The 11,966-nt window shown below is 73.6% G+C and carries 8 protein-coding genes and 1 pseudogene; 2 read left to right on the top strand and 7 right to left on the bottom strand.

Annotated features, from left to right (window positions below; genetic code table 11):
• The first annotated feature begins 212 nt into the window (after window positions 1-212).
• A complete protein-coding gene (gene pulA, locus EST92_RS27520; RefSeq protein WP_129283452.1) occupies window positions 213-2,867 on the top strand; it encodes a pullulanase-type alpha-1,6-glucosidase in 2,655 nt (884 codons plus the stop codon).
• Window positions 2,868-2,990: 123 nt separating this feature from the next.
• Here the strand turns inward: pulA and EST92_RS32645 are convergent, their stop codons facing one another.
• The gene (locus EST92_RS32645; RefSeq protein ID WP_275540905.1) at window positions 2,991-3,119 is read right to left on the bottom strand and encodes a hypothetical protein; all 129 of its coding nucleotides are present in this window, start codon (window positions 3,117-3,119) and stop codon (window positions 2,991-2,993) included.
• A gap of 618 nt (window positions 3,120-3,737) precedes the next feature.
• Between EST92_RS32645 and EST92_RS32435 the strand changes: the two are divergent.
• Window positions 3,738-3,881, top strand: a pseudogene (locus EST92_RS32435) (IS5/IS1182 family transposase); the annotation flags it as partial.
• A gap of 70 nt (window positions 3,882-3,951) precedes the next feature.
• Here the strand turns inward: EST92_RS32435 and EST92_RS32440 are convergent.
• From EST92_RS32440 to EST92_RS27560, 6 genes are all read right to left on the bottom strand, one after another.
• Window positions 3,952-4,485: a DUF6086 family protein gene (locus EST92_RS32440; RefSeq protein ID WP_254069053.1), complete on the bottom strand. Its 534-nt coding sequence runs from the start codon at window positions 4,483-4,485 to the stop codon at window positions 3,952-3,954.
• Between the two features lie 74 nt (window positions 4,486-4,559).
• Window positions 4,560-5,072, bottom strand: a complete 513-nt coding sequence (locus EST92_RS27540) for a GNAT family N-acetyltransferase (RefSeq protein ID WP_129283454.1) — start codon at window positions 5,070-5,072, stop codon at window positions 4,560-4,562.
• Between the two features lie 67 nt (window positions 5,073-5,139).
• Complete coding sequence (locus EST92_RS27545) at window positions 5,140-5,835, bottom strand: TetR/AcrR family transcriptional regulator (protein WP_129249999.1); 696 nt, start codon at window positions 5,833-5,835, stop codon at window positions 5,140-5,142.
• 136 nt (window positions 5,836-5,971) lie between these two features.
• Window positions 5,972-7,942 (bottom strand): hypothetical protein, encoded by a 1,971-nt coding sequence (locus EST92_RS27550; RefSeq protein ID WP_129283455.1) that lies wholly within the window; start codon window positions 7,940-7,942, stop codon window positions 5,972-5,974.
• A gap of 130 nt (window positions 7,943-8,072) precedes the next feature.
• Window positions 8,073-8,303 (bottom strand): DUF397 domain-containing protein, encoded by a 231-nt coding sequence (locus EST92_RS27555; protein ID WP_129283456.1) that lies wholly within the window; start codon window positions 8,301-8,303, stop codon window positions 8,073-8,075.
• Window positions 8,304-8,338: 35 nt separating this feature from the next.
• Window positions 8,339-11,509, bottom strand: a complete 3,171-nt coding sequence (locus EST92_RS27560) for an alpha-N-acetylglucosaminidase (protein ID WP_129283457.1) — start codon at window positions 11,507-11,509, stop codon at window positions 8,339-8,341.
• Between the last annotated feature and the right edge of the window lie 457 nt (window positions 11,510-11,966).

The following is an 11,966-nucleotide window of genomic DNA, read 5'->3' on the forward strand; positions in this document are numbered from 1 at the left end:
GTGGGGCTCTGAGGTATTCGCCTGCCGGCCCAGCGGGGTGGGGCCGGTCCGGGCTTCCGTAGTGGGGGCCGGTCCGGGCGGCCGGGCGCGTAGGGCCCGTTGGGACGGGTCTCCGGCCGGCCGGACCGGCTTACGGGAAGGAACGTAACACCCTTGCAATGTCTTGCGTAAGGTCTTGCACCTCCGAATCGTCGCGGCTAGAACCATGACCCATGTCCTTCACCCCACACCGGTCCGCCCGGCGCCTGGCCGCCGCCCTCGCCCTGACCCTCGGCGCGGCGACCCTGCTCGTCTCCTCTCCGCAGCAGCCGGCCCAGGCGGCGCCGTCCGGCCCGGGCCAGGCGTCGGCCCAGTGGATCGACCGTGACACCGTGGTCTGGAAGGGCGCCGAACGCGCCGGGGCCGAGTTGGAGTTCGGGCCGAACGGGTCCGGCGCGGACGGGCGGCGCATCCGGCTCACGCCCGGCACCCTGACCCCGGCCGAGCGCAACGCCTTCCCCCATCTGACGGGCTATCCGGCCTTCACCGTCGACCCCCGCGACCGCGGCCTGGCCCGTACGGCGCTGCGCGGACGGATCGTCGCCACCCAGCACACGGCGGACGGCCGGAGCTTGACCACCGGCGTACAGATACCCGGAGTCCTGGACGACCTCTACGGCGACCGGGCCCAACACGCCCGGCTGGGACCGGTCTTCCACCACGGCCGCCCCACCCTCTCCGTCTGGGCGCCCACCGCCCGTACCGTCGCCCTGGAACTCGACGGCCGCCGGGTCCCGATGCGACGGGACGACAGCAGCGGTGTCTGGCACGTCCAGGGGCAGCGCGACTGGGCCGGAAGGCCGTACCGCTACCTCGTCACCGTCTGGGCGCCCACCGTCGGCAGGACCGTCACCAACAAGGTCACCGACCCCTACTCCACCGCCCTGACCGCCGATTCGGCCCGCAGCCTCGTCGTCGACCTCGACGACCCCGCTCTCGCCCCCAAGGGCTGGGCGGACCTGCGCAAACCGGCCGCGGTGCCGCTGCGTCGGGCCCGCATCCATGAGCTGCACGTCCGCGACTTCTCCGTCGAGGACCGCACCTCCCGCCACCCGGGGCAGTACCTCGCCTTCACCGACCAGCGGTCCGACGGCATGCGCCAGCTGAAATCCCTGGCAGCCGCTGGAACGTCTTACGTTCACCTGCTGCCGGCCTTCGACAGCGCAACCGTCCCGGAGAAGCGCGCCGACCAGGCCCGCCCCGGCTGCGACCTCGCCTCCTACGCCCCCGACTCCGAGCGTCAGCAGGACTGCGTCACCAAGGCGGCCGCCCGCGACGCCTACAACTGGGGCTATGACCCGCTGCACTACACCGTCCCGGAGGGGTCGTACGCCTCCGACCCGGAAGGCACCGCCCGTACCGTCGAATTCCGCCGGATGGTGCAGGGCCTCAACGGGGCCGGGCTGCGCACCGTCATGGACGTGGTCTACAACCACACCGCCGCGAGCGGCCAGGACCCGCACTCCGTACTGGACCGCATCGTCCCCGGCTACTACCAACGGCTCATGGACGACGGCAGCGTGGCCACCTCCACCTGCTGTTCCGGGACCGCGACCGAGCACACCATGATGGGCAAGCTCGTCGTCGACTCCGTCGTCACCTGGGCCAAGGAGTACAAGGTCGACGGCTTCCGCTTCGACCTCATGGGGCACCAGCCCAAGGCCAACATCCTGGCCGTCCGCAAGGCGCTGGACGCGCTGACCCCGGCCAAGGACGGGGTGGACGGCAGGTCGGTCATCCTCTACGGCGAGGGCTGGAACTTCGGCGAGGCCGCGAACGACGCGCGCTTCGTCCAGGCCACCCAGAAGAACATGGCGGGGACCGGGATCGCGACCTTCTCGGACCGCGCCCGCGACGCCGTACGCGGCGGCGGCCCCTTCGACGCCGACCCCCGCGTCCAGGGCTTCGCCTCGGGCCTGTACACCGACCCCAACTCCTCACCCGCCAACGGGAGTCCGGCCGAACAACGTGCTCGGCTGCTCCACTACCAGGACCTCCTCAAGGTCGGCCTGACCGGCAACCTCGCCGACTACACCTTCACCGACAGCACCGGCCGGCGGGTGACGGGCTCCGGCGTCGACTACAACGGTGCCCCGGCCGGTTACGCCGCCGCACCCGGTGACGCGCTCGCCTACGCCGACGCCCACGACAACGAGACCCTCTACGACGCGCTCGCCTACAAGCTCCCGCCGCGCACCGGCGCCACCGACCGCTCCCGTATGCAGGTGCTCGCGCTGGCCACCGCCGCCCTGTCCCAGGGCCCGGCGCTCTCCCAAGCGGGCTCCGACCTGCTGCGCTCCAAGTCCCTGGACCGCAACTCGTTCGACAGCGGCGACTGGTTCAACGCCCTGCACTGGAACTGCGAGGACGGCAACGGCTTCGGCCGCGGACTGCCCCCGGCCGCCGACAACAAGGACAAGTGGCCCTACGCCCGGTCCCTGCTGGCCGACCCCGCGCTGCGCCCCGGCTGCGCCACCATCCGCCACACCGCCGCCGCCTACCGCGATCTGCTCCGTATCCACGCCACCGAACCGGCCTTCGGCCTGCCCACCACCGACGCGGTACAAAAGGCGCTCTCCTTCCCCCTGTCCGGGAAGGACGAGACCCCGGGCGTGCTCACCATGCGCCTCGACCACCTCGTCATCGTCTTCAACGCCACGCCGCAGCGCGCGCAGCAGACCGTCCAGGCCCTCGCGGGCGAGCCCTACGCCCTGCATCCCGTCCAGGCCCACGGCGCCGACCGCACCACCGCCACCGCGTCCTACGCGCGTTCCTCGGGCACCTTCACCGTCCCGGCCCGCACGGTGGCGGTCTTCCGGCACGGCTGAGCGGGCCGCCGCATCTCACGCCGTTTGCCCGCGGGGCCGTGGAGCGGCCGGCTCCTGTGGGGGCGCCGCGGTGGACGAACCGGCCGACCGCGACCGCCACATCGGCGCTGAGGAACGACCGGATCATTTCCTCGGCCGCGACGTCGGCATCGAGGGGCGGCTGGAAGCCCACAGCAGCGCGCGGGTGCGGGCCAGCGCGGTGGGCGAGGTCCGGCCGATCCGCTCGCCGAGGTGGGCGAGTGCGGGGTCCACCCCCCCGCCGAAACCCCGGAAGGGGGACGCCGCCCCGGCAGCACGGGGGACACACCACCGGGACGGCACCAACCACCGTAAATCCGGGCCTACCCCATCGCCTGCGTGGAGCGCACGATCGGCTACATCGTCCTGTCTCCGTATCGGTGGCCAGGTCTCACGTGTCCTGGCCATCGTTCGGCCACCCCACTGTCGAGCGGCTGGCAGACCAGTCGCCGCACCACCGATACTGCGAGGAGATACACAAGCGTCAGCGCAAGGCTCCGCACGCCGCATCCGGGTTGCGCACGGCATTGCCCACCTCAAGAACTGGCGAGCACTGGCCCGCCACCTCGGCCGCCGCGCGCGCCTGGAGGACACCGTCCAAGCCGTCGCCGGCCTGCTGTCCCAGCAGCAGACCGCAGACCGGATCCCGGCACGGCAGACGTGAGCGCCGAAGCCCCATCGACCCTTCCGACGTCCCACCGCTAACCGTGCACGAGCTCGTCAGCCGGGCCATGTGGCCTGCAGAGAATCGAACCGTGACTTTCGCGAGGGCAGTGAAGGCCAGGACTGCAGTGAACCGGGAGGTCCACAACGGCGAAGCCGTACCTGCACACCGGGATCGCGGGGGAACTCCTCCCGCAGGAACTGGGTTTCGGAACGGGCATGACCTGTTGGCGACGCCTGCTGAGTGGACCGAAGCCGACGTCTGGCCGCGGCTGCACGAGACCCTTTCTGGCCGGTCCCCGCGCAGCGGACGCTCTGGATTTCTCACGTGCGGTGGATGATGGCCCTCACATAGGACACGGTCTTAACTGGCTCTTGCTTCGCGCGAGTCATCCTGTGTCACCTACATCGAGCCTGCGAACATTTCCACCTCCTCAAGAAAGAAGGCCGCCCTCTCGGACTTTGGGCTCATCTTCACACCACCGCGCTCCAGCATCACGAGGGAGGCGAGCAGCACGCCTTGCATGAGCCCGTGCTGAACTGGGTGGCGTGTTGAGGCGTAGCACGCGAGCAGTGCCTCGACGAACTGTCGGAATACCGGCACGTCCACCGCGCAGGTATTGTCATCTGCCGGTGTCCGGCCGGTAGGGCGATGAACCAGGTCTGCCGCGCTCTCATGGAGAGCACCGCATCGGCTGACACTTGGGCCTACTTGGCGTACTTCTTCGTCTCTTCGGCCGGACGAACCCTGGCGAGGACAGGCCTCGGCACGACGGTGATGCGGCAGGAGCGCACCACCGTCACCGCGTCCGCAAGCCGTCGAAGAGCTCCACCGGACGTGATCCGGTGGAGCTCTTCGGCGTCGGAGTCGATGCTTCGAAGTCTCAACTCCGAGTGCCCAATGCTGTACAGCCAAGGCCGGAACTTCCGGTTGCACGGGGGGCGACGCCGCCGCTCTCCCCAGCGAATTCAATCTCCTGAACTGACGCTTGGACCCAGACGCGCCCGACGTCAGCCGGCCAGCCGCTTTTCGAGGAGGGTGACGGCGTACTTGCTGCCGCCCGTCCCCTCCTTGAACGGCTGTTCGCCGACGACGGTGTAGCCGGCGTCCTCGTAGTACGTGCGCAGGCGCGGGTTGGAGGAGACACAGTCCAGCCGGGACCAGGCCCGCCCCGCCTCGGCTGTCCGGCGCTCGGCATGGGCCAGCATCGCCCGGCCGGTGCCGGCCGGTGCCCGGTCGCGGTCCACCATCAGCCGGTGTACATAGCCCGCTTCCGGGGGCTGCGGGCCCCACGCGGGTTCGTCCTGCCACCACAGTTCGAAGGCGCCCACCGGGCGCCCGCCGGCCTGGGCCAGCCAGACCTCGCCGTCCGCCCGCCGTCGGCGGAAGTGGTCCGCGTCCTTCTCGCCGGGCTTCCACTGCGCGATACCGTTCTCCTGCATCCAGCGGGCCGCGGCGTCGTAGAGGGCGACCAGGGCGGGCAGATCGGCGCCGTCGTCGGCGAGCCGGAAGGTGATCTCCATGACGTGATTGTGGCGGACCGGTCCGGGAGCGGTGCCCGGGGCCCCGGCGAAGAGCACCGCCGCTCGCTCAGGCCGGCTCCGGCAGTTCCATCAGCCGCCCCACCAGATCCGCGAAGATCCCGTTCTCCGGTTCGTCGGCGAGTATCCGGCGGACCACCTGCGCCATCCGCGCGTCGTACGCCGCGCTCACCGCCGCCAGCGCCGCGAAGTCGTGCACCAGCTGGCGTTCCAGCTCCGTGCGCGGCACCCGTCGGCCGTCCAGCCAGAGCAGTGCGGTGGTCTCGGCCAGCGAAATCCAGGAGCGGACCACCATCTCCAGGCGGGGGAAGGGCCGGGAGACGTCGAGATGGGCCAGGATCTGCGTGAAGGCGGCCTGCCGGACACCGTCGACCAGCGCGCCCGCACGGCCCGAACCGATGGCCGGGCCGCCGCGCATCAGCGCCGAGAAGCCCCGGCCGTGCTCCGCGACGAAGTCGAAGAACCGCTCCATGACCCGCAACAGCCGGGCGCCGAGCGGGCCTTCGTGCGGCTCCGCGAAGCGCGCCGTGAGCTCCTCGGCGGCCCACCGCAGCGCCGCCTCGTACAACTGCTGCTTGCCCGGGAAGTAGTGGTACACCAGCGGCCGGGAGATCCCGGCGGCCTCGGCGACCTCGTCGATCGACACGTCCTCGGGCGAACGGTGACTGAAGAGGTCGAGGGCGACGGCGATCAACTGCTCACGCCGCTCCTCGACGCCCATCCTGCGGCGCGCCACGGTCGTCATACGGACCACCCTAACGATCCGGAGCCCGGCGCGGAATCGCGTGCGCAATCACAGATCGGGCACGGACCAGGGGTTTTTGCGGCGCGTCGGCCGGAAGTGGGGGGCCGGCCGGCCGAGGCGCCCGGCCCGCGGACGCTCAGTGCAGCGCCTCGATCCTTCCGCCCGTCGCCAGCCGGCCGGTCAGCTCCGCGTGGTCGCCCGCCGCGGCCGGGGCCGCCAGGAAGCGGCCCGCCGCCTGGGCGTGCAGCCCGCCCCGGGCCGTGATCGAGGTGACCTGTCCGCTGCCGGCGGCCAGCAGCCACCACGTGCCGGCCGGGGACTTCCACAGGACTCCGGCCAGCACCCGTGGATTGCGCGGTCCGCAGGCCGTACCGCCCTCGGCCTGCGCCGTGACCGAGCCCGTCGCGTAGGGCGCGCCGCTCGGCGCCGGGGTCTGGATCTGCGCCAGCGTCCGGCTGCCCGCACCGCGCCAGGTCTCGGCGCGGGTGCACAGCCAGGCCGCGAGGCCGGCGCCCGTGGGCAGCGGCTGCCGGGCGAACTGCCAGGCGTTCACCGTGCGTACGCCCTGCCCGCGCACCGCGGCCAGTTGGCAGGCCGTACGCGCCCAGGCCGCCTTGGCCTGCTTGCCGGTCACCTCGCCGGGCCGACGCGGCCTGCCGTACGTCAGACGGGCCGGGGCCAGCTCACCGAGATCGGTCAGCAGCCGGCCGCCGGCCTGGAGTGCCGGCCAGGTCGTGCACTTCTCCGCGGACTGCGCGGTGGGCACCGGGCTGGTGACCCCGCCCGCCCCGATGACCACCGGTTGGCCCGCCGCGTCCGGCTTGACCAGATCGACCAGTCGCACCGACGTCACCCACGGGGCGGTCAGATAGCGCACATTGCCCTGCGTACGGCTCACCACCAGCGCGCTCGCCGCGTCACCGGCCGCGCCGTCCACCCGGGCGAAGTCCAGCGCGGCTCCGGTGCCGTCGCTCTGCCCGGCGCCGTCCGCCGCCTCCGCGTACCGCACCACCCGGAGCCCGTCGTGCAGCAGCACCACCACGGCGTGGTCCACCACCCCCGCGAACAGCAGCTGGGCCGGGCCGGCCGCCGGACCCGGCGCGGTCCCGGGCGTCGCCGAGACCTGCACCCCGGCCCCCGGCCTGGCCCACACGGCCAGCGCCCGCCGCAGCAGCGCCTTGTCGTGGATCCGGTCGCCGCGGGCGGGCCAGGCGGCGAAGTCCTCTCGCGCGGCCTGCTTCCAGGCGGTCGCGGAGCTCACCCGCAGCTTCCCGGGGTCCAGGGCCGCTTCGGCGGCGGCGTTGCGGGCGTACGGCGGGGCGGCGGCGCCGTCCGGGCCCCAGCCGTCGCCCGGCATCCCCAGCAGCGCCCCGCACACCAGCACCGCCGCGCCCGCCGCCAGCACCGCCCGGCCGTGCTGCCGCCGCCGGATCAGATCCGTCGGCCGGGCCTGCAGCGCACAGGGGTCGAACTCCGGCGACTCCAGCAGCGACCGGTCCCGGCTGCCGGCCGGCGTCGCGGCCCGCTCCGCCTCGTCCAGCGCCTCCCGGGCGTGCGTGACCCCGGCCGCCTCCAGCACCCGGCGCGCCTCGGGCGTGCTCAGCCGCTCCAGATCGCGCAGCACGAATGCCGCCCGGGCCGGTCCGGACAGCGCCGACAGCGCCTGGTCCAGGGCGAGTTCATCCGCGCCGCCGGACCGTGGGAACAGCCGCAGGCCCCACACCTGCGGGAACAGCGGCGGCCGGCGGAGGGCACGGCGGCCGGACAGGGCGGCCCGCAGGACCCGCAGCCGTACGAAGGCGTAGCCGGGGTCGATCGCGGCGTCCGTGCCGGCGCGCTGGGCGGGCAGCCCGAGCCCGCGGGTGGAGCTGCGCTGGCGCGGCAGGGTCCGCTGCACCACGCCGTGGGCGGCCAGCACCCGGCGGCCGCGGCTCTGGCCGGGCGGCAGCACGAGATAGGCCAGCCGGACCAGCCGGGCATAGTGCTCCACCAGCGCCGCCTCGGCCTGCTCGACGTCGATGACGTCGCCGGCCTCCTCGCCGCCGGCGGGGGAGACGCGGTCCACGTGCCGGGGTGTCGCCTGCTGCTGTTTCTGCTGCTGCTTCACGTTCCGTGAAACGAGTGAATCCTGTGATGGTCACCGGCCCGCCGGGCGCTCCGGCGCCGGCCGGACACGGCTGCGGCCACCGCGGTGTGCCCACCGCGGTGGCCGCCCGACCGCTGCCCGGCCCCCGTCGTCAGCGCTCCAGGTCGAACTCGCCGTCGCGTGCGCCGAGGACGAACGCCCGCCACTCCGCCTCGGTGTAGCGGAGTACCACATCGGGGTCCGTGGAATTGCGCATGGCCACCGCGCCGCGCTCCAGGAAGGCGATCTCCACCGCTTCTTCCGCTTCGCCCGGGGCGCGCTGCCAGGTGGCGTCGGAGATGTCCAGGGCGTAGAGCCACTCCTTCTCCGCTGCGGCACTCATACCGTGTTCTTCCCCTCGCTCGTGGTGCGTTGCGGTCAGCGTACGCGGTGGCCGGATGCGCTTCCAGTGACCGTCCAGCGACGGAAGGTTGCCGTACCGCGGTCCCCGGTCGCGGAGTTGGCGGCCGACTGGTGCAGTCCGGTGTCCTGCCGGGCGGCCGCTCCGGGGACGCGGACGGTGGCGATCTCGCGCCAGCCGGCGCCCCCGTCGGTGGAGCAGGCGCCGGTGTACGTACCGGAGCGCCCCGCGTCCGGGCCGCGGGTCAGCCGCAGCAGGACGGGCGCGGTGACGCCGGTGAGCCGACGGTAGGTGTCCAGGGTGCCGTCGCCGTTTGCGTCGTAGGACAGCACGACGCCGTTGGCGGGCGTCACGGACAGGTTGAGGAAGCCGAGGGCGTCCGGGGAGCCGGGGACGGGGGTGGCCAGCCGGTTGCGGACGACGAGGCCGGCGCGGGCCCAGGGGCCGGTCGGGTCCTGCGCGCTCACCTCGACCGTCACCGAGCCGCCCGCGGTGAGCGCGTCCGGCCGGTAGACCGCGCCGAATTCAGCGGTGGCCTTCCACAGGTCGGCGCCCGCGCCGTTGACCGCGAGCCGGTCGCCGAGCTGACCGAAGACCGCCGCGTTGGTGGTGACCGTGCGCAACTCCGGGCCCAGCGGCCCCGCCACGAACAGGGTGCCGTGGTGGGTGGCGCGGACCCGTGGCTCGCCCTTCGGCCCGTAGTCGGCGGTGAGGCCGTACGGCAGCGCCGTCAGCGGCTCGGTGAGCGGGCCGGCGGGTGCGGTGACCCGCCAGCGGGCCCGGCCGGTGCCGCCGGGCGGGAGCGACGGCAGCGACACCGGTCCCTGCGCGGTGGCCTCGACGCCGGTCAGCGCGAAGTCGACCCGGCCGGTCGCCCGGAGCCCGTTGACGTTGCGCAGGGCCGCGGTGACGTCGCCGCTTCCGCCCGGCGGCAGCGCGGACGGGCTCGTGGTGACGGTGACGGTGCCCTGGTACGGAGCCTTCGCGAGGGTGTCGTGGACCCGCTGCGCGGTGCGGTACGCCTCGGTCGTGGGGTGCAACGGATGGCTGGTGCGGGCGCGGGTCCAGGGCTCTTCCAGGGCGTACCAGTCGAAGGTCTTCGGCGGCCGGTCCGCGGCCAGCGCGTCCGCCAGCTCGTCCAAGTACGCCTGCCACTGCGGGAGATGGACCTCGCCGATCAGGCCGTGCCAGTCGCGGTTGGCGTAGTTGGCGAGCGAGCCGCCGTCGGCGGTGGCCCGGTCCGCCCACGTGGTGAGCAGCGCCCGGGCGCTGTGTTCCAGACGCGCCTCCTCCTCGGGGCCGGACGCCATGGCCCGGGCGTCCGCCAGCCACGGTCCCAGCAGGAACTGCCGGTGGGCGCCGGTGACGTCCTCGCTGAGCCGCATCAGGTGCAGCCACAGGCCGGACAGCGCACGGAACGTGGCCCGGTCCTTGCGCCGGTAGGCGTCCTGGAGCTGCCCGATCAGCTGCCAGGACCGGTTGGCCAGCGCCTGCCGGGCGGTGTCGGTCAGATCGCGGCGGTAGGCGTCGGAGCCGCGCAGCGCGGGGCGGACGGTCAGCAGCGCCGCGAACGCGGTGTCGAAGGCCGCCGGGTCGAAGGCGGGGGTGTGGGTGGCGTAGACGGTGCCGGAGCGGGCGGCCAGGTCGGGGCGGGCGGCGAAGACCGAGTCGTGCGGGCGGCCGTCCTTGCTGGAGATCTCGTAGGCGCTGGTGCCCAGTGCGGCGAACGCGGCACGGGCCCCCGCGTCGCGGGCGCCGTAGCGCAGGTCGGCATAGCCGTCGAACCATGCGCCGCGGTCCACCGGCCGCTCCCGCCAGGCGAGTTCGCTGAACAGCTCGAACGCGGCCGGGTCGCGTTCGGCGGCCTCCGGCATGTACGCGGTCCCGGCGAGCCTGCTGCCCGGCTTGTCGCGCCAGGCCGGAAAGCGCTCGGCCCAGACATGCGTCTTGGCGCCGATGGTGGTGCGGCCACCGAAGTTGGGGATGGAGCCGAACGCGTACGGCACCCCGCCCCAGTCCCGCTCCCGGTCGGTGACCGTCTCCAGGTCGCTGAGGCCATCCACGATCAGCATCCGGTCGTGGTCGACGGCGTCCAGCAGATCGCGCCGCGGATTGTTCTGCCAGCCCAGGATCACCCAGGTCGCGCCGGGGCGGGCGGTGCGCAGCGCCCTCTCGACGGCGCGGGCGGCGTCCGGCACCGGGACGTCGCCGGGGTCGCCGCCCTCGTGCAGCAGATCCATCTTGAAGTGGTCGGCGGGGCCGAGGAGTTGCTCCTGGTGGCGGTAGAAGGCGGCGGCCGCCTTGGCGAAGACCTCGGTGCGCGGATCGAGCCAGTCGGGGCGGGCCAGTCCCGACCAGGTGCCCTGCGGCACGGTGCGGGCGCCGGGGTTGCGGGCGGCGAAACCGCCGGGGACGGTGCCGAAGTAGCCGGGCAGTACGGGGCGCATGCCCAGCTCGCGCAGCCGGCCGGTGATCCGTCGGCCCAACTCGGCGCGTTTGGCGATTAGTTCGCTGCTGGTGGGGCCGCCGTAGCCGCTCATGTTCTGCAGCAGCCACCACGGCTGGTGCGAGGGCGCCGGGATCCAGGCGCGGGCCTCGGCGTCGGAGTAGCCGAAGCCGGTCAGCAGTCGGTGGTAGACCGCCTCGGCGCCCGGGGTGACCAGCACCTCGTTCACCCCGTGCAGCGCCAGTACGTCGATGATCCGCTCCCAGCGCGGCCAGGTCGCGTACGGGGCGGTGTAGCCGTCGTGGGTGTCGTTGAGGGCGAAGCGGTGCGGCAGCGCGGTGCCGCGTTCGACGGGGGAGGCCGGGGCGGGCAGCCGGCCGGGCAGCTCCACCTGGTCGCCGGCCCACGACAGATGGGCCCGGCAGGTGTATTTGAGGTACCAGTGGACGCCGGTCAGCAGCACCGCGGGCGTGGTCCCGGCGACCGTGATCCGGCCCGCCCGGCCCTCGACGCGGAACCGGTCGCCGGTGCCGTCCGGGGCGAGCGCCACCAGCTGGAACTGGTCGGCGTGCCGGGGCAGCAGCCGGGTCAGCGCGGCCCGTGCCGGTGCGGTGTCGTACGCCGGTGCCCGCCCCTGCCGGCGGCCGTCCCGCCCGGCGGCGGGGGAGGCCCCGCCGAGCGCCGCCCCCGCACCGATCGCTCCGGCGGTCCCCAGCACTGCGCGTCGTGACGGTCGGCTCACGTGTGCCCCCACTGCTCGGTGGTTACAAGAGTCGCGTGTGTGGGGGCACGCTAACGGGCAGTCAGCCGCGGTCCAAGTAGGCCTCCGGCCGTGCAGCCGGGGCCGGGCCCGGAGCCGGCACCGGCCCCGGACCCGGCTCCGGCCTGCGCTCGGGCCCGGCCAGGGCTTGGTGGCCGGTACCCGTCGCCGGTCGGCCGCCGCGGCCGGCGGCGACCAGTGTTCCGCGGACCCTCATCCCTTCGCTTCCTGGGCTTCACGCGCCCGGCCGGCGGGCCCGGGAACAGTCTGCGGCGTAGAGAAGGGCCAGGTCACCGGGTTGCGCCCGCACTCGGCGCCATCCCGGCACCGCATTTCGGCCGGCCCGCCGTCTCCCCGACCGTCGACTCGCACAGCCTCCCCACTCCCCATGGAGGGCTCTCATGAGCGTGGCATCGACCGCGTCCGCCGTCCCCACCCC

It is taken from the genome of Streptomyces sp. TM32 (genome assembly GCF_004122755.1).
Taxonomy (GTDB): Bacteria; Actinomycetota; Actinomycetes; order Streptomycetales; family Streptomycetaceae; genus Streptomyces; species Streptomyces sioyaensis.

What these genes read in the sequence shown, in the direction of transcription:
- pulA (WP_129283452.1), top strand. Translation starts at nt 213, where the DNA reads ATGTCCTTCACCCCACACCGGTCCGCCCGGCGCCTGGCCGCCGCCCTC.
- EST92_RS27540 (WP_129283454.1), bottom strand. Translation starts at nt 5,072, where the DNA reads ATGGAGATCACCTTCCGGCTCGCCGACGACGGCGCCGATCTGCCCGCC.
- EST92_RS27545 (WP_129249999.1), bottom strand. Translation starts at nt 5,835, where the DNA reads ATGACGACCGTGGCGCGCCGCAGGATGGGCGTCGAGGAGCGGCGTGAG.
- EST92_RS27555 (WP_129283456.1), bottom strand. Translation starts at nt 8,303, where the DNA reads ATGAGTGCCGCAGCGGAGAAGGAGTGGCTCTACGCCCTGGACATCTCC.